Annotated in this window: 18 protein-coding genes; 11 read left to right on the top strand and 7 right to left on the bottom strand. The window is 44.9% G+C overall.

Annotation, left to right across the window (positions count from 1 at the left end; all coding sequences use genetic code 11):
* Positions 1–322 precede the first annotated feature (322 nt).
* Both M1D71_RS11950 and M1D71_RS11955 read left to right on the top strand, forming a co-directional pair.
* The gene (locus M1D71_RS11950; protein WP_458126609.1) at positions 323–1,063 is read left to right on the top strand and encodes a polysaccharide deacetylase family protein; all 741 of its coding nucleotides are present in this window, start codon (positions 323–325) and stop codon (positions 1,061–1,063) included.
* 80 nt (positions 1,064–1,143) lie between these two features.
* Entirely contained in the window at positions 1,144–2,055 is a 912-nt protein-coding gene (locus tag M1D71_RS11955; RefSeq protein WP_458126610.1) for a hypothetical protein, read from the top strand.
* A 189-nt stretch (positions 2,056–2,244) separates the two neighbouring features.
* Here M1D71_RS11955 and M1D71_RS11960 read toward each other — a convergent pair whose 3' ends face one another.
* From M1D71_RS11960 to desA, 3 genes are all read right to left on the bottom strand, one after another.
* Entirely contained in the window at positions 2,245–2,844 is a 600-nt protein-coding gene (locus tag M1D71_RS11960; RefSeq protein ID WP_336759782.1) for a response regulator transcription factor, read from the bottom strand.
* Entirely contained in the window at positions 2,841–3,989 is a 1,149-nt protein-coding gene (locus M1D71_RS11965; protein ID WP_458127223.1) for a sensor histidine kinase, read from the bottom strand. The genes M1D71_RS11960 and M1D71_RS11965 overlap by 4 nt, the downstream gene beginning before the upstream one ends.
* Positions 3,990–4,114: 125 nt before the next feature.
* Positions 4,115–5,140, bottom strand: coding sequence for a Delta(5) desaturase DesA (gene desA, locus M1D71_RS11970; protein ID WP_458126611.1), 1,026 nt, complete (start codon positions 5,138–5,140; stop codon positions 4,115–4,117).
* A 371-nt stretch (positions 5,141–5,511) separates the two neighbouring features.
* Between desA and M1D71_RS11975 the strand changes: the two genes are divergently transcribed.
* The 3 genes from M1D71_RS11975 to M1D71_RS11985 all read left to right on the top strand — a co-directional run bounded on the left by M1D71_RS11975 (position 5,512) and on the right by M1D71_RS11985 (position 7,760).
* Positions 5,512–6,351: a YitT family protein gene (locus tag M1D71_RS11975; RefSeq protein WP_145321320.1), complete on the top strand. Its 840-nt coding sequence runs from the start codon at positions 5,512–5,514 to the stop codon at positions 6,349–6,351.
* Between the two features lie 579 nt (positions 6,352–6,930).
* Positions 6,931–7,275, top strand: a complete 345-nt coding sequence (locus M1D71_RS11980; RefSeq protein WP_458126612.1) for a MarR family transcriptional regulator — start codon at positions 6,931–6,933, stop codon at positions 7,273–7,275.
* 44 nt (positions 7,276–7,319) lie between these two features.
* Positions 7,320–7,760: an ROK family protein gene (locus tag M1D71_RS11985; protein WP_458126613.1), complete on the top strand. Its 441-nt coding sequence runs from the start codon at positions 7,320–7,322 to the stop codon at positions 7,758–7,760.
* Positions 7,761–7,817: 57 nt separating this feature from the next.
* Here M1D71_RS11985 and M1D71_RS11990 read toward each other — a convergent pair whose 3' ends face one another.
* The 3 genes from M1D71_RS11990 to M1D71_RS12000 form a co-directional block, all read right to left on the bottom strand.
* Positions 7,818–8,162, bottom strand: coding sequence for a LuxR C-terminal-related transcriptional regulator (locus M1D71_RS11990; RefSeq protein ID WP_458126614.1), 345 nt, complete (start codon positions 8,160–8,162; stop codon positions 7,818–7,820).
* Positions 8,163–8,221: 59 nt separating this feature from the next.
* Complete coding sequence (locus M1D71_RS11995) at positions 8,222–8,806, bottom strand: AAA family ATPase (protein WP_458126615.1); 585 nt, start codon at positions 8,804–8,806, stop codon at positions 8,222–8,224.
* A gap of 90 nt (positions 8,807–8,896) precedes the next feature.
* On the bottom strand, positions 8,897–10,696 hold the full coding sequence (locus M1D71_RS12000; RefSeq protein ID WP_458126616.1) for an ABC transporter substrate-binding protein: 1,800 nt from the start codon (positions 10,694–10,696) through the stop codon (positions 8,897–8,899).
* A gap of 135 nt (positions 10,697–10,831) precedes the next feature.
* On the opposite strand from M1D71_RS12000, the gene M1D71_RS12005 reads away from it, so the two are divergent.
* Both M1D71_RS12005 and yidC read left to right on the top strand, forming a co-directional pair.
* Positions 10,832–12,451, top strand: coding sequence for a DUF4153 domain-containing protein (locus M1D71_RS12005; RefSeq protein ID WP_458126617.1), 1,620 nt, complete (start codon positions 10,832–10,834; stop codon positions 12,449–12,451).
* Positions 12,452–12,830: 379 nt separating this feature from the next.
* Entirely contained in the window at positions 12,831–13,718 is an 888-nt protein-coding gene (gene yidC, locus M1D71_RS12010; RefSeq protein WP_458126618.1) for a membrane protein insertase YidC, read from the top strand.
* Between the two features lie 167 nt (positions 13,719–13,885).
* Here yidC and M1D71_RS12015 read toward each other — a convergent pair whose 3' ends face one another.
* Positions 13,886–14,200 carry a helix-turn-helix transcriptional regulator gene (locus M1D71_RS12015; RefSeq protein WP_458126619.1) on the bottom strand — a complete coding sequence of 105 codons (315 nt, stop codon included), beginning with the start codon at positions 14,198–14,200 and terminating at the stop codon, positions 13,886–13,888.
* On the opposite strand from M1D71_RS12015, the gene M1D71_RS12020 reads away from it, so the two are divergent.
* From M1D71_RS12020 to M1D71_RS12035, 4 genes are all read left to right on the top strand, one after another.
* On the top strand, positions 14,192–14,731 hold the full coding sequence (locus tag M1D71_RS12020; protein WP_458126620.1) for a hypothetical protein: 540 nt from the start codon (positions 14,192–14,194) through the stop codon (positions 14,729–14,731). The two genes, M1D71_RS12015 and M1D71_RS12020, sit on opposite strands and share 9 nt — an antisense overlap.
* A 73-nt stretch (positions 14,732–14,804) precedes the next feature.
* Positions 14,805–15,098 (top strand): hypothetical protein, encoded by a 294-nt coding sequence (locus M1D71_RS12025; protein WP_458126621.1) that lies wholly within the window; start codon positions 14,805–14,807, stop codon positions 15,096–15,098.
* 78 nt (positions 15,099–15,176) lie between these two features.
* Complete coding sequence (locus M1D71_RS12030) at positions 15,177–16,469, top strand: amidohydrolase (RefSeq protein WP_458126622.1); 1,293 nt, start codon at positions 15,177–15,179, stop codon at positions 16,467–16,469.
* Between the two features lie 410 nt (positions 16,470–16,879).
* A complete protein-coding gene (locus tag M1D71_RS12035) occupies positions 16,880–18,844 on the top strand; it encodes an ABC transporter ATP-binding protein/permease (RefSeq protein ID WP_458126623.1) in 1,965 nt (654 codons plus the stop codon).
* Positions 18,845–18,852: the final 8 nt, after the last annotated feature.

Here is an 18,852-nt window from a genome sequence, read left to right on the forward strand (position 1 = left end):
GTGCAAGCTTTTTTGCATGCGAAAAATTTTTCGTTATTGTATTGAATAGCTTGAATTGGAGCAAAAGTCTATCAAAATCCTGAATATGGGTAATAGAGGATATGTCACAATTGATCTATCCTGGCGGGATCTTTTTTTGCTCAAATCTATCAAATTCGTATTAATTTTTAGGTTTATCTGACAAAAGTGTAACTCTACCGTAGCCTTTGAAACGAGAACAGGAACCGCTATCTTTGATAGTATTAGGATTAATCGCCAAGGGATGAAGGTAGAAAAACATGGACACCCGGGGAAATATAACATACAAGGGAGACTTTTAATTATGCTACATATTCGCAAATCTTTCATGGTCACACTTGCAATTCTATTAATCATTCCACTATTGCTGCCGCAGTCGGTATCTGCCAAATCTGCTACATCCAAGGAGAGCGCAAGCAAAGCGAGTTCCAAAATCATATACCTGACTTTTGACGATGGGCCAACCGCTCACACGGGTCAATTACTCGATATTCTGGATCAATATCATGCAAAGGCAACATTCTTCATGTTGGGTCCTCAGATGGAGCAATTTCAGAAGGCTACCAAACGGATTGTAGCTGACGGGCATGGACTGGGTCTGCATGGCGTGACTCATGTTCCGGGCAAATTCTACAAATCTCCATATAGCGGTCTGAAAGAAATGCAACAGGCCAATGGAAGTCTGAACAAGGTTGCCGGAGTTAAAACAAGTCTCGTTCGGACGCCATACGGCAGTAAACCATACCTCAAGCCGGCGTTCCGTAATGTACTGCTCGGTCAAGGTGGATTCCATCTCTGGGATTGGAATGTGGATTCGGAAGATTGGAAATACAAGAAGGATCATCAGAAAGTCTATAACAGTGTAATGAAGCAGATCCACAATGTGCAAAAGAGCGGTACAACGCCTGTTGTGCTTATGCACGACCAGGAAGCGACGTTGAAGGTTCTGCCACAAGTACTGAAAACATTGAAGGCAGAAGGGTATCGTTTTGAAGTATTAAGCAAGAAAGTGCAACCGGTCAACTTCTGGAACGACAAGCGTTAATCTCTTCAATCTGTGGATCGGATCATAGATGGATCCGGACTACACACTGGACACAACTCACAACTAAGGAGGTACACATCATGAAGAAAAAACCACTATGGATCACCATCCCGGTAACGACAGCCGTTTTACTCGCCCTTGCAGGGTGTGGTGGACCGGATTCGAATACTGCATCATCAGAAAATGGTTCTTCTCCAGCGACAACAGTGGGCGAACAGACCGAGACCGGAAGCGGTGGTGCTGATTTCTCTAATGAAAATGAAGCGGAAACTCAAGAGAACACGACCACTACGGATAATCAAGAAACATCAGGATCGAAGGCGAATGACAACCAAGCTACCACGGGTCAGTCAGATGTGAATGAGGTAATTCAGCAAATTCGTAATCAGTTGACGATGAAGAATAAATCTTTACCCACATCCTTTACGTTAGAGAAGGGCTCATATTTGAGTGCGGCAATACCGTCCAACACTGCTGATGAGTTTAAAGTAAACTTTTACGCTACGGCTAAGTCTATTGCCATTAATGATGCATCGTTAACTGCATCTGACAGTAAGGTACCTGTACTGGCTTCCTATGAAGTGAAGACCTCTAAGGATCCCCATCAGCCAGAAATTTTCCCAGAGACGGATCTGAAAGACATTCCAAACGATATGGCTGTGGATCTGGGACATGGTATCAAAGGAATGAATGAAGGTGCAGCAGGAAGTCAATACCTGACTTGGCAAGAAGGTAGATGGACGTTACAGATTCGTTCGGTTTCCGAAGATGAAATGAATAATCCGGGTATTGCGAAAAAAATGGTGGAATATCTGGAGTCACATACATTGCCTGTACCAAAAGATAAAGGGTATATCAAGGTGGAATATCCAAGTGGCGGAAAGTCTGTTCATGTAACGATCTCTTGGCAGGATGGTAATAAAATTCACCAGCTAAAGACCGATCAAGTACCATTGGAAGCCCTTGGTATGGCAGTATCTGTAAAATCTTGAGCACTACACGGATTTTCTGCAATTGAATTGAATTGACTGAGATGAATGTTGGATTGTTGAAATACACGCATAAAAAGCTTGGCCCAGGAGTGTTTTACCTGGGCCAAGCTTTTTATTATAAGCATGTTATACGACTTGTGCAGCCGGTTTACGTGCTTACTTATGTTTTAATGGGTTAAAGCGGTACTTTCATTTGAACCACCCTTTTTCCTTGGAACGAGTGATGGCTTCAATGCGGTTACTGGCATTTAACTTGTTGAGAATAATGGAAATGTAATTCCGTACTGTGCCCGTTGTGATGAAGAGATGTCCCGCAATTTCCTTCGTGTTCTTCCCGTCTGCCATGAGGCCGAGAACAGCATTCTCCCGTTCCGTCAGGGGATTCTCTTCGACATAAGCCTCATCGACCAAGTCGGGAGCGAAGATTCGTCTGCCATTCATGACTTGGCGAATGGATTCGGCAAGTTCTTCAATTGGACTGTCTTTGAGCAGGTATCCACGTACACCGCCTTTGAGGGCGCGTTCGAAATAACCGGTCCGGGCAAAAGTGGTCAGGATAATGACCTTACAGCTCATTCCTTTGAGTTCTTCTGCGGCTTCAAGGCCGCTCTTCACGGGCATTTCGATATCCATCAGACAGATGTCTGGTGCAAGCTCTTGCACCAGAGTGAGGGCTTCCTGGCCATTGCTGGCACGTCCCACAACTTCCATATCTTCCTCCAGATTAAGCAGGGAAGACAAGGCACCGAGCATCATGCGCTGATCTTCGGCGATTACAATCCTAATCATGATTCTGCCTCCTTTATCGGTTTGCGGACGAGCTTGGGAACATGAATAATGATGGCTGTACCCTCGGTGTTTGTATTAGATCGAATATCCAGACAACCATTGACGAATTCAAGTCGTTCTTTCATTCCCAAAATTCCCGTTCCGCGTCGTTCTTGTTTACGAGTTCGTTCTATTCCAACGCCATTATCCTGTACAGTTAGCACATTATCAGCGGGTGTCTCTTCAATAATGATGGTGCATGCGGTTGCCTGACTGTGCTTGACTACATTGGTGACGGCTTCTTTCAAGCACATGCCGAGCACATTTTCATTCAATTGCGATGTGTCTTGCAGCTTTGGATTGCCTTCCAGCATATATTCAATTGAAGCGGCCTTCAGAATCTGCTCCGCACGAAACAGTTCATCGACTAATTGCGTACCACGCATGGTCGTTACCATTTCTCGAACTTCCTTCAGAGCTGTGCTTGCCGTTTGTCTCAGGTCATTCAATTCAATCTCGGCCTGATCGGGATTACTGCGGAGCAAACGCTTCGCAAGATCGGTTTTCAGACCAATAAGAGAGAGCTTCTGCCCAAGTGTATCGTGCAAGTCACGAGCGATACGTTGACGTTCTTCCATTTTCACGAGATCATCGAGACGTTTGTTGGCATTCTCCAATTGGCCTTCCAATTGTTCAGTCTTATTTTTATTATACGTACTGATCGGAAGCAGGATGGAGGCCATTAAGCTGATGAATACAAACGGGAACTGACTCACGAGCAATGAACTCTGATTAATGAAACCATAATTAATGGTCAGGAAACTGGCTCCTAAATTCACAGAGTAGAGGGTAAAAAAACCAGCTTTATTTTTTATATTCCCAATAAAAAAAGCAAGAAACAATGAGAAATAGGCATAATCATAAGCAATCGTCATCGTAATGGATATCGCAATCAGCAGTCCAATCCACATGTACACTTGCCAACCCTTGGTGATGAAGGCGAGCAAATAACAGACGAAGAAGACGAGAATGATCACAATGCCGGTTACCATTGTCCATAATTTGGAATATTGTGAAATGTAATAGAAGGGCAGGATGAAAAAGACGAGCCATACATAAGGGTTCAACCCTGTATTTTTATAAAAGATCTGCATCCACTTTTGAATGGAAATTCTCCTCCTCAAACTTGCAATGTACTCAAACTTAGCATGACTGTAGCATGGCTGTAGCCTGAATACAAGAAAACGAATCCGACAGAGTTAAGGCTTCTCTGTCAGACCCGCTTGATTAGTTACTCGAATTGGCGGTTATACAAAAGCTTGCGGGATGAGTTTTTGAGCTGTCTGAAACTAATAAATTGTTTGGAATCTTCGTCCCACAGACGGAAGCGCAGGGCAACCAGACTGGAACGCAGTGTAATGGTCGTTGCTTTTTGCAAAGGCGGTGTTGCATTATGTGCCTCTTCAAGGAAATAGTTCGGTACACGCGGGCTCAAGTGATGCACATGATGGAAACCAATGTTTCCGCTGATCCACTGCAACAATTTCGGCAATTTATAATAAGAACTACCTTCAACAGCTGCTTTTACATAACTCCATTCATCTTCATGTTCAAAGTACGTTTCTTCAAACTGATGCTGCACGTAGAACAACCAGATCCCGAAGAAACCGGAGAAGAAGAATACGGGTGCTTGCACCATAACAAAAGCCTGCCAACCGATTAACCAGCACATGAAGGCATAGAGCCCAACGATCAAGGCCGTAGTCAAGTGAGTGTTAATGCGTTCTTTACGTCTTGCACCTTTGCGGTTAAAGCGATAGGCGAGTATGAATACATAGATCGGTCCGATGCAGAACAATACGAACGGATTACGATAAATCCGGTAGAACAGACGACCCCAAAGGGAAGCTGCTTTGTATTCATCAACCGTCATGACCCAAATATCGCCTACACCACGTTTGTCGAGATTACTACTGGTTGCGTGATGGATGGAATGCTCGGCTTTCCATTGTTGATAAGGTGTCAAGGTTAATACACCTGTTATGGTGCCGAGAATGTCGTTGGCGCGTTTACTTTTGAAGAATGAACCATGACAGCAGTCATGGAAAATGATAAACGTTCGCAGTACAAATCCGGATGCCACGAGGGCAATCGGGAAGGTTAACCAATAGGAAACTGATAAGCTAAAGTAAGCGGCAGCCCATAGCAATACGAGCGGGAGTAATGTATTGATTAACTGACGGATACTTAATCTGAGATCATTTTTTTCATAAGGTGTTATTTCTTTTTTTAGCGCCATCTCTTTGGTTCTACTCATAGACGTAAGTCCTCCTTCAATCGTTATATCTGTAACCAGCTATAACTTCCGTTTCCCAATAGATTTTCCTTTAGGAAGCATTTTTATCATTGTAAAACAGTACGACCATGACAGTAAGTCATAAACGTCAGCCTTTTATAATGATGAACATCAATGATGGACCATGACATTTGTCATGGGTGTAGGAGGGGGATTGGCTTTGCAGAAGAGGAAAGAGAACGTTTTTACAGATTCCTTTGCACAATTCACGCAACAATTTGTATTATGTATACAAATTTTGATGAGAGCATGGTAAAATCTATCTTTGGGTGCATGACAACTTATGATACGGTTCAATAGGTTGATTTTTGATGGATTGGGTGGAGTAGATAATGAAGAAGAGAATAACGGATATTTTATTTATTATGGCAGGTGCCTTTCTGTTTGCACTGGCGGTGAACCTGTTCGTGATCCCGAACGATTTGGCTGAAGGGGGCGTCACGGGCATTACGATTATTTTGTATTACCTGTTTGAATGGTCCCCGGGACTGATGAACTTGATCCTGAACGGTATTTTGTTAATTGTGGGATATCGGTTTCTCGATAAAACGACTACAGTGTATACGATTATTGCGGTCGTATTCAACTCGTTGTTCCTGCATCTGACGGAGAGCTGGACGATTGCATCAGATGAACTCTGGATTAATACCATCTTTGGTGGATTATTTGCCGGTCTTGGTATCGGTTTGATTGTTAGAGTGGGAGGCACTACGGCAGGTACAGTGATCCTGGCCCGGCTTGCCAACAAATATCTCGATTGGAATATCAGTTACGGACTTCTGTTTTTCGATCTGATTGTAGCCTTCTCGTCATTCTTCATCATTGGACCACAAGGATTAATGTGTACCATTGTCCTGCTGTTTGTCGGAACCAAAACGATGGAGTTCATCATTGAAGGACTCAATCCGAAAAAGGCAGTTATGATTATCTCTTCCAAGCAGGATGAGATCGCCAAGCAAGTGATTGAGAAGATGGACCGCGGAGTAACCGTCCTGTCTGGTCATGGGTATTACACAAAAAATAAGAAAGAAATTCTATACATTGTGATTAGCAAGCAAGAAGTTTCCATGCTGAAGAAAATTGTACGAGCAGAAGATGAGATTGCTTTTATTACCATTCATGATGTGCGTGATGTATTCGGTGAAGGATTCATTGAACTCTCTAAGACTTGATGAAATGAATATGTATATATGGAAGAAAAAAGTTGCGGTGGAATGACCGCAACTTTTTTGATAGGTTAATTTATCCGGTATTAATCTAGTTCAAACAGAATATTAATAGTGTTTTCTTTTCTTGATTCCACAATATTCAACCGTTACATGACAGTGTTTTTTGCATTTTGTAGGAACATATTTAATTTTGGTAACACATGTTTTCGTAATTTTTTTGTAAAAACACTTTTTCCTTGGATCATAACATCTATGCTTTCTATACATATTGAACCCTCCCTGATTGTGATAAATTATTGTATGAACAGGTCCTTGTTTCGGAAATGTATAAACGTCTATTATTGTATAATAATACCTTTATTAGGCTTTTATGTTGCGAGTGGAGTTGGGGTTCTTTCCTAGCAAATGAGTGCAAAGACAAAGAGCTGTATACCTAACCAAGCACGATGATATATTAAATTAATTCATTTGTTAATAAACTTAACTAACTATAAAAGAAGGCGATAACATGGCTGGCACACCGCAATATATTCGCAATCTGAATGAAAATCTGATTATGGATGCTCTGATACACAGGGAACCATGTCGAGAGCGGATATCAGCCGTCAGACCGGACTTAGTAAACCTACGGTTTCATCGGCGGTCGAACATCTGATCGACCGGAATCTGGTGAGGGAAACGGGACGGGCTGACAACGCTCAGGGTCGCAAAGCAACCCTCATCGGCTTTAATGAAAAGGCCTATTATGTCTGTGGTGTAGATATCGGAGCAACACGTATTCGGATCGCATTATCCGATCTGAGTGGAGAGATCATCGCTTATCGAACGTATCCCATGGTAGTCCAAGAAGCCAATGACCGAGCAGAAGCGACGATGCTGGAGCTTCTTCGAAGCCATATGAACGCATTGCTTGAGGAGAACATCTGAACTGGAACCAGATTCAGTGCATTGGGTTCGGCATACCGGGTGTAGTGCAGCCTGAATCGGGGCGTATTAATCGTATTGTGGACCCGTTAGCAGGTTTGGAACAGGCCTTCTCCCTGGAGTCGTTGTCTGGTGCATTTCCCTGTGAAGTAATCTTGGAGAATGATGTGAATCTTGCGGCGCTGGGGGAGTACAGGAGTGGTGCAGCAGACTATCCCTTGTTTATTTTTTTCTCCATCGGCACAGGAACGGGAGCTGGCATCATGGTGCATGGCCAACTGCTTCGAGGTCTTGGTGGCTTAACCGGAGAGATCGCGGAGATGCTGATGGAAGATGGGCGCTGTCTGGAGGAAGTGTTGTCAGCTGATGGACTGATGCAACTGGCGAAACGACTCAGCACGGATAAGGGAGCCTCCGCATCAAGCATGAATGCATCTTATAGAGAAGTAAAAAAAACCACATATAGAGCGGTTCAGAACTTACCTTAGGTTGCATTGGGAGGGGTTCTGCCGCTCTTTTGTTGTTCTCGTAAAATGTTCCATGCTTTAACGTTTCTCAGGGAGTGTTACGTCACCGAGAATCCCTGCCTGATAGCCTTTGACTACAGCACCAATTCTGGACTTAACACCAAATTTCTGCGTAATAGAGGTAATATGATACTCCACTGTACGTTGACTGATCGCCAGATCCTGTGCAATCTCCTTGTTGGTCATCTCCAGTGCAATGCGGTTAAGCACTTCCCGTTCAGTTGCTGTCAGCGTTTTGGAGATGGAGGATACACGGAATAGAGTGGAGTTGGCATTGACTGGGATTTGTTTTGCCACATTGGCATAACCATATTCTTTATACAAAACGATCTGTTGATCGTGAACAACGGTTTTTTGTTCCACCTTTTATTTTCCCAGCGTAGCGTTATAGTGCGAAGGGATTGGTAGTTAGATTTTCTAAGCTACTCATACATCCGTCGTTCAAGTTCGGCATAGGCAATGGCTGATTCATTACTGGAATTGTCGATATAAGCGACGGATGCAGCAGGGAGCGGCCAGGTTACTTCTTTTCGGACGAGAGAAGATGTGAAGGCATCCCAGTTGGCTAGTTTCCATTCATCCAGTGGGGATTGTCTCGCTGTGATTCGCTCGTGATACAAGGCTTCATTTTCCAGATAAATATAGGCTACACGAACATCGGTATCATCCAGAGAACGTCCAATTCGTGCAAGTTCCTGAGCAATCCAATCCGGGGTTCCGATTTCTTTGGTGAATGGTCCGACAACGATCGTATCAATACCCAACTGCACGTTATCCAGAGCAGCGTCCATCGTAATGCGGTACCCAAGATCACGGCACAGACGTTTGTATTCAGGTGAGTCCCGGTCGGAAGGATCCAATCCCTGAAGATTCATGATCGCCTCAGCTGCTGGGCGAAGCAGGATATCCATATCGAAGAAAGCAGCTTTATGTTTACGTGAGAGGGCTTTGGCAAGTGTGGTCTTGCCGCTCCCAGCCCCGCCGAGAAAGAAAATCAATTTGCTCATGAATGTAATGCCTCCTTATTATGTGAGAAGATCGTGTGGAATGTAAGCTAATATTATTTTGTTTATTTTAGCATAGTCCACATTGTAGTCTCACTTGATTACTTGCGAAGGAAACCAGATATGACGCAGGTTCACCCAGCCCTGACTGTTAAAAGATAGACCACGAACGGAAGGCAGATAAGCGGTCTCTACCGGTTTTTCAGATAAATGGAACAGTAGGTTCTGGTCAATCAAGAATTGCTCAATTCGGTCTAATTCAGAAGTTCGATCTGCTGCGATTGGAGAGGCGACGATGATTTGCAATATCTCATGAATCGTCATCCGAGCAGAATCTTCAAGATGCTCAGACAACGTGGAGTAAAGATCATACCTGCGCAGTTCTTCATCCCTGTCCCGGATCAGCGAGAAGAGAATCAGATCAGACTCCAGCCGCAGATTTCCTTTGAACTGCTCCATCGTAGCGGTTCGGACGGTACAGGAGAAACCACATTTCTCCAGAATAGACGCTAGATGTTGGGCATCCCTGCGATATTGTGGGATGGTGGCAATGTGCAGGGAGACGGGACTAGTGAGAGTGAGCCGTTTAGTTATATCTCTAAATTCTTGCGGGTGAACCATTCCGGTATTCACGGCATCAGAATCAGGTGCGACGACCTCAGATTCATCTGCATGTCCATCATCTCTATACATTCCAGCAAGGCATGACTGAAGGTGTGCTCTTACTTCCGGATCGTTTAACGGTCCGGTTTTTTGCGTATTACACGTGAGTAATTTATGAACCATCACACCTGCACTAATCTGTGTCCAGTCTGCACCCTCAGACGAAGACGGATTATGAACAAGATGGATGAATGGAGTTTCGATATCTTGACTATCATCCCATTTTGTCGTGGCACTCCACGGAATCTGCAGAATATCCACCCGGTCCATATGCGCTCTACCCTGAAAATACGATGAGAATGCTTCAAGTCTGCATAAGTGATCATCCCATGCGGTGACCTTGAAAGGGCCAGTCCCAACAGGTTTCTGCATCCCGTGCACATCACCCGCATGCTTTATTTTCTGTTCGTTTTTTCCTGGTGAAGGTACAATCGCCGCACGACTTGTTGTAAGAAAGGACAGAAACAATTCGTGAGGGTCTTTAAGCTGGAAACACACGGTTAAGGGATCGACCGCTTCAATAGATAGTATCTGTTTACTTACATCGCTGTACAGTGTCCTGCGTTCTGTGGATTGTAGCCGTTCGAACGTATGCACAATATCATGAGCCGTCAGCATCTGACCATTGTGAAAAGTAATGCCTTTTCGTAAATAAAAGATCCAGGTCTGCCGATCTTCACTGATATCCCAGGTATGAGCAAGACAGGGAAGAATCTCATCCTGTTCGCCCCGTTGAACCAACCCGTCAAAGACATGACTGGTAACAAAGGACTCAGCGAGCAGATTAATGTACAGCGGATCAAGTGCATGGAGCTGTTGGCGCAGGGGCAACCGAAGCGTATCAATCCGTTCATTATTGGTGCCAGCTTCCGTATGATGACCCGAATAACCAAGCAACCACTGATTGAGATGATCCTGCATGGTTGTTGAACTGGAGAATGCGCTCACCTGCTCGGCAGCTTCCTGCAATTCCCGGCGATTCATGGCCTGCATCATGTATTCTGCGGCGATTTGGTCAGCCGGGACAAGCAAGGTCAGTGAAGAACGCCGACCACGGCCGCGCTGGGAAACCCAATGAATCCAATCGTGGGCAACCATCTTTTTGACAATCGTTAACGTATTGCGGTGCGTACAATCGAGCAATTCAGCAAGGTCGGCGAGCGTAAGTTCATGTTCTGTATGGTGACCGTAATGGCGATGCAACAGCAGATATTGCTGATGTAATTTCAAAGTGTTGATTCCCTCCTGGAGGTGATCCCTGGCGTAATTCTCTAAAATAAGAAGTTTTATTGATTTTAATTTCTATTTATATTCCTATTTTATCATCTAGAATAAAGCATAGAAAGGTTAATGGAGGTTTTTCCCATGATTGATAAAATAATGGCTTCACCACAACGTGCACTCATCACACTAGGATCTGCATGGATACTTGCTATCACTCACCAGTATTTGTTCTATGACAATGAGATTGGCGTATCGTATCCCATCTTTGTAATTCTCTTTTATAGCTTCATGTACCTGTTCGCTCGGGACCGCATGAGGTCTTTCCAATGGATTGATGCATTTGTGGCGAGTGTTGTACTGTTGCTGTCACTAACGTTCCTGTTATATGACAATGAACTATTGCGTGTTTTTAATTTTCTGTCTGTACCGGGTCTTATTATTTTACATATGACGTATCTCATGGGCAGGAAACAGAGGCAGTGGTGGGAGATCGGTTTAATCGGAACGGCTATTGACCATGTGCTGCCACAGACCATACGTCACTGGGGAACCGTTGCGGCCATTGCTGTGAAAGCAGGAGGACGTGGCATGGGCAAATCACAGAAAACGGTTGTTTTCAAAGTGCTTATTGGCCTTGTGGCATCTCTGCCCATCCTTATTGTAGTCATCGCGTTGTTGTCGTCAGCTGACGGGGTTTTCGATCAGTACTTATCCGGTTTTCCAGAGTGGTTGAATCAACTGGCTTTTACGCCAGGATTGCCTAGAATCATCTGGGTGTTCATCGCAGGTATATTGTTTTTCGGTTATGTATGGGGGTTCGTGCAGCCGATGCAATATGAGGCAGACAAGAGAGCGAACGCACATTGGAAAAATGGAGCAATACCCACGGTTGATAAGCGTGATCACACCTATATATTCTCTCCTGTGGACCCGGTCACTAAAGGTCAGGTTACGAATAAAACCACACCCGAGTCTTCCCACAATTCGACTCATCGGGAACCATTCAGATTAGACCCCATTATTGTGGGGACGATGCTGATTGTTATCAACTGCGTGTACGTTCTGTTTGTGCTCGTACAATTTTCGTACCTGTTTGGTGCGGGTGAGGGGCATCTCCCGGTGGATCTGTCCTACGCAGAGTATGCGAGAAGTGGATTCGCAGAATTGGTTCTTGTCACGGGGATTAACTTTTTTATCCTTATTGTTGCTTTGCAGTATACCCGTCCGAGTGGCAAAGCGGGATTAATCCTGCATCAAGTGCTGCTTCTGATTCTGGTCAGTTGTTCAGCAATCATGCTGTATTCCGCGTTCATGCGTCTTAATCTCTATGAGCAGGCGTATGGATATACGTATATTCGCTTCCTTGTGCACGCATTTATGATCTTTCTGGTACTCTTGTTGCTGATCGCTGGTCTTCGTATACGCTACACGTCGATTCCGCTGATTCGCTGCTATATTGTACTGGCACTCACTGCCTATGTTGCGGTCAATTATGTGGGCATGGATAACCGGATTGCCGAATTGAACATAGAACGTTATCATCAGACTGGCAATATTGATGCATCCTACCTGGCAAGTCTATCGGCAGATGCAACACCGCTACTTCGAGAGTTTGCTCTGAAGGAGTACCCGGATCTCAAGAGAGAAATGCTGGAACGTCAAGCCTACTTGGACATGTACTCATCAGAACGTTCCTGGCCTTCTTATAATGTAGCAAGACACATAGCCGAGATAGAATTGTCCAAATTGAGAACAGAATAGATGAATAATCGCTGTTTTCAAGCACGGATTTATGCAAAAGCAATATGTAAGTGTTATAATATAAAAAATAACCTATAAAGGGGGTGAATCCCTTGTTTGAACTTCAGGAATTATTACCGTATTTATTCTCGATAGGACTCATCGTCACCGTCAGTTATGCCTATATCGCTCATCTTCACTGTGGTATGACCGAGTATTGGATGGAAGGTGGCGCCGGTGGTGGACTTGAACCAGTACTTCCTGCATTGTGTTTGGACAGACAACACAGACAGGAAGTCTGGAGTCGCATGATCAGACGAAGAGAAGCGCCCGATGAAGATGATTCAGATTGTCATTCCTCGTTGAACGATTGGTCAACAAATCAACGGGGAGGATATATATGGAAAATAAGACCAACAAGGGATTCACTTTTAGATCGGGCAAGGGACGGATTTATGGCCTGATTGCTATATTGTTTGCAGTCATGCTGCTTGCCGGATGCAGCAACAACGTGTCGGAGATTACTTCGTCGACACCGGGATTTTTTAATCACTATATCGTATTTCCACTGTCGTACCTGATTCAGCACATTGCCACCATATTTAGTGGAAGCTACGGGATCGCGATTATTGTAATTACGCTTGTCATTCGTCTAGCACTGTTGCCATTGATGATGCGTCAAGCCAAGTCCCAGCAGGGGACCCGAGTTATCATGAACGCCATGAAACCCGAGATGGATGCGCTCAAGAAAAAATATGAAGGCAAAAATGACCCTGCTGATAAGCAAAAGCTGTCACAGGAAACGATGGAACTATACAAGAAACATAAGTTTAATCCGCTGAATATCGGTTGTTTGCCGATGCTCATTCAGTTGCCTATTCTGTCCGGGATTTACACAGCCATCCGACTTACACCGGAACTGTCCTCCCATTCGTTTTTATGGTTCAAACTGGGAGCACCGGATTATGTACTCGCAGTAGTTGTCGCGGTCATTTATCTGATTCAAGCCAAGGTATCACAAGCCAACATGGCGCCTGAGCAGCGAAAACAGTTCGCCATCATGGGATATCTCTCCCCATTGATGATGGCATTCTTTTCTCTATCAGCCCCGGCAGCCATGCCGCTCTACTGGACAGTTGGGGGTTCATTCCTGGTACTACAGACGTTATTGTTCCGCAAAATGTACCCGGTAGAACACCCGCAGGAACCTGTAGTTGTGGAAGTGAGTAAGAAAAAGAATAAAAAAACTGGCGCATCCAAATCTTCTTCGAAACCAGCAAAGTCGTAGGATATGATATGGACGTAATCACGGTATCGTGAATATATTTAGCAAAACGAACGTGTTATACGTAGCAAAAGCCTAAGAAAGAAGCCGATCCTTCAGGATTGGCTTCTTTTTTGCTGTATAAAAGAATTTTTTTACTCGTAGTGTTGAGCAGTTGTTCATCTTTCATGTTATATGGAGGGCTCATCCGACAGCTGGAAACGAGATACGAAATACCAGATGAGCTCGCGACGTGACGCTACTTTGGTTTTGGCAAAAATGGATTTCAGATGATCCTGAACCGTGTAGACAGCAATATGCATCGTGGCAGCAATCTCTTTGGAAGAATAGCTGCGTAGTACATAACCGAGCAGTTCCCGTTCTCGACTGGATAATCCATGGCTCTCGGCGAGTAAGGGCAGCAAATCCTGCGGCATTGCCTGCTCCAGGCGGATGGCAATCTGGTCCGGTCCCCTGAGCTGTTGCATGAGACTGGCATGATGCAAAAAGGCAAGCCTACTGAGGTACAAAGTTTCGGAGATGGGAAAAGGATTGATTTTGGAGCGGAACTGGGAAATCGGAAGGCATACCGATTTAACTTTTCCGATCAGCACGTGGTTGCTCGAACGTTACGTATTCCAACCGTATCTACCAGACTCTGTCTGGACTCACGCTGGATTACAAGTTCCATGGCGCTTTCCAAACGTGTAGGATTGTTTTCCTTGCTCCGCATCCCGTCTATTCGCAATGGAACAGTCAAGGCATTTGGCCTTATTCCCGGAGGAGAGCCAATGCATGCGGTCAAGGTCGATGCCGTAGGTTGGGAAAATGGTGAGCAAGTCCGCGTCGAACAACTACTCGTTGGTGACAAGGAAGCAGATGCGACAGCGGCCGTGGCAGCAGCTGTGGCCGAACGCGTATATAGAAAAGAGTCAAAGTTACCTCATGGTGTGTTTCATATTGAACAGTGTCTCTCTTTGCAGGACATTCAGGATGCACTTCCTACGCCGCTAAGCGTGACGACCACGATCACTTGATTTCATTTCTTTTGTTAGGACCCTCTGATCTGCTATGATGGAACAATAATGATGGCATGAATGGAGGGAGATCATGAACTGCGTTGCTGTATTACCTTATTACAAAGTACAGAGAGAAGTGACGGGTCTCGCCCAAGAGATTGAGATGAATGCCCGCTCCATGATTCTGTATTCAGATAAAATCGTGACCAAATACCGCGAGTTCAACATCACGGAAGTGTTTGACATGTCATTTCGCCGTATGGGTGATGCAGGTGGATTTTTCTATCTGCACACGAGCACAGGAGTATACCCATATATGGTAGAAATCGACCCCAAACCTTTTATACAAAGTTTCAGAAATATGACGATCCAAAAATTAAAATGACTTGACCTTGCCGTTACGTAAAGGCTTATCCTCGGGTATGGAAGGAACGATAACCAATCCAGAGGAGCCGTGAATGTAATGAGTATATTGATTCAGCAAGCTACGATCCTAACGATGAAAGATGCCGATGCCCCCTTTACGGGGGATATTCGTGTTGAAGGAGATCGCATTATACAGATTGCGAATCACATTCCTCCTCAGCCTGAAGATGAGATTATCGATGGCCGCAATAAAGTTGCCATGCCGGGTCTGATTAATGCCCACCAACATACACCGATGAGTCTGCTCCGGGGATTCTCGGACGATCTGAAGCTGATGGACTGGCTTGAACGCAAAATGCTGCCTGCCGAAGCACGGATGAACCCGGAAGACATCTATTGGGGAGCCACGTTATCCATCGCGGAGATGATCCGTTCGGGTACCACTGCTTTTGCGGATATGTATATCCATATGAATGAGATTGCAGAAGCGGTTAAGCAAACGGGTATGCGTGCATCGCTTACACGTGGGATGGTATTCATGGAGGATGATGGGGGACGCAGGTTGCAGGAGGCGATTGATCTTGTGCAACGCTGGTCTGGAGCGGCCGATGGGCGAATTACAACCATGTATGGACCCCACTCACCCTATACATGTTCTGTAGAGCCGCTACGTGAAGTCATTGCTCTGGCTGTCACGGAGGATATCCCTCTGCATATTCATCTGGCTGAGACGAAGGAAGAAGTCGTGAAGATTCGCGAGCGCTATGGCATGACACCGACGGAGTATTTGGAGGAAGCGGGTATGTTCGAACAGGCACATGTGCTGCTTGCACATGGCGTTCACCTCAATCGAAGGGACATCGGCAGGTTGAAGGGCATGCGTGGCGGGATAGCACACAATCCGGTTAGTAATCTGAAGCTGGGGTGTGGAATTGCTCCCATTACGGAGATGATGGCACAGGGGATCCATGTTGGAATCGGAACGGATGGAGCGGGAAGTGCCACAACCGTGGATATGTTCGAGGAGATCAAAGCTGCAACGTGGCTGCAAAAGCTGGATTACAACGACCCCACCCGTCTGCCAGCCAAGGAAGTTCTGCGCATGGCAACATGCGGGAGTGCTAATTTGCTTGCATTACAGCATGAAGTTGGTGTGTTGGAAGCAGGGCGCAAAGCCGATCTAATCCTGATCGATCTGGCGAAACCACATCTTCAACCGGTACATCAGATAGAATCGTTACTGGCTTACAGTGTAAATGGGGCAGACGTGGACACCACGATAGTGAACGGCCAGATCCTCATGAGAGGCAGAAAGCTGCTCACGATCGATGAGGAAGAACTATACCGTGAGGTGAAGGTTAGAGCTAAACGGATTGTTGAGGGAATTTAATTTTTAGAGGTAGCGGTAGTGCTAAAGTACAGGCATGGGCAGCTGAGCCGGGTGCATCGGCGATGATGGCAAGCTGATGACAGAATAACCTTCCAATCGCTGTTATCTCCAACTTCGCTTTTTCAGGTTTTTTCTGTCCTCTCCGTTATCGTGTAAATGATTAGTTCAACTTATATAATCAAATTCGATAACAAAATAAGATAACCCGAGTCCTTGTGTATAAGGATTCGGGTTGTTTTGCACCTACACGTCCTTGAATTGATTCTGTACAAGCAAGTCGTGGGTGTTTTTCCGCATATAAGGAGATACTCAGGAACCTGTCCAGTTCATTATCAGTTCATACTGATTTGTTACGATATGAACATCAAATAGATAGATATCGTGCATGATCAGGAGAGGAAGAGATTCTTATGAAAATACTAGAAGTGAAAAATGTGAAGAAATCATACACCTTATATGGAAAAGAAAGAGTTCCGGTACTCCACGGTTTGAACCTGAGTTTTGAGACGGGTGAGTTCGTCTCGATCCTTGGCGAATCTGGCTGTGGCAAGTCAACGCTGATGAATATCATTGGTGGGATGGACTCCGATTATGAAGGGGATGTCGTTGTTCGTGGCAAGAATTTAAGTGCCATGACGGAGAAGGAAATGGATGATTATCGGAAGAATAACATCGGCTTTGTCTTTCAAAATTTCAATCTGATCCCGCATCTGTCTGTCCTCGAAAATGTTACCATTGCGATGCAAATGACGGATACAAATGAGAAGGAGCGGAACCAACGTGCCGTTGATATATTAACGGAGGTCGGACTGAAGGATCATCTGAATAAACGTCCCAACCAGCTATCTGGAGGTCAGAAGCAACGGGTTTCCATTGCACGGGCTTTATCCAACAATCCGGATATTATTCTCGCAGATGAACCGACGGGTGCTCTGGATAAGGAGAACGGAGATCAAATCCTCGCTCTGCTCGACAGCATAGCCAAAAAGGGTATGCTGGTGATTGCCGTAACTCACTCGCAGAAAGTCGCTGACTCAGGTACACGTATTGTGAAGGTTGAAGAGGGGCGCATTAGTGATGATATTCACCTGAAAGATCCTTCAACGGCTGTTTACGAGAGTGGTCAGGATTCTTCCCGGAGCCTGGGCTTGCTTGCTTCATTTAAGATGGCACTTAAAAATATGAAACTCAACGCCAAGCGTAATGTCCTGGTCGCTTTGGGTGGATCTATAGGTATATTAAGTGTTCTCCTGATGCTCTCCTTGGGGAATGGTATAACAACGTATATGAATGACGAGATCAATTCAAGTATGGACCCTTTGCTTGTGGATATAACAAAGCCGAGTGAAGAAGCGAAGGACATGCAAGGCCCCGAGGCCTTGATGGCGCCAGGTAAACCATTCACAGAAGCTGATATTGAGACGATTCGCAATTTTCCTAATGTGGATTATGTAGAGACGATCACGACCATTACAGGCAAATCCACGATGGTGAATGAAGAACAAAGTGTGGGACTCACGCAGCTAACAACGTTAACAGATACTTTTGATCCAGCGTTGATGACAACGGGGGTTCTGCCGGTAGAGAATCAGATGTTGTTACCTCTGGATACGGCGAAACAATTAAGCGGAAATGACCAGGCTGAATCGATGATCGGCAAGTCTGTGTTTCTATATATCAATGAGATGGATGGCAAAAATAAACCAGTAACTTTGGAGAAAGAAGTAACCATCTCAGGGGTCTATGAAGCAGCAGATCAACGATCTCCAATGCAACAATCCCCAGGATACATTTCATCAGAGACGTTGGAGCAGATGTATATGGACAAAGGAATAACAATTGGACCGATTCAGGTTAACGCCTATGCAACTGATATGAAATATGTAAATGATATCAATGAAGCTGCTGTTGATGCTGGCTTCGCAGGCTCTCAAATGGCCAAGGTCATGGAGAATATCACGACATATGTAAGTATGGCTTCGATTGTACTCGCTGGTATTGCAGGCATTTCGTTGATCGTATCGGGTATCATGATATTGGTTGTACTCTATATTAGTGTCGTGGAACGGACGAAGGAGATCGGAATTCTTCGGGCGATTGGAGCGAGAAAGAAGGATATCAAGCGAATATTCTTCTCCAAATCTGCTTTATTAGGCTTATTTAGTGGTATTATTGCGGTAATCTTTGCAGTGATCATTAGTTATGTGTTAAATATTCTATTGGACAATGCGTTTGGGGCAAAATTGATTAATCTCTCGGGATATTATATCTTGTTCGGTATCGTAGTAAGTACAGCGATTAGTATTGTTGCCGGTTTGATGCCGTCATCAAAAGCTGCGAAGCTGGACCCGATGGAATCCTTACGATACGAATAAACCCAGTT

It is taken from the genome of Paenibacillus sp. Z3-2, from assembly GCF_054161325.1.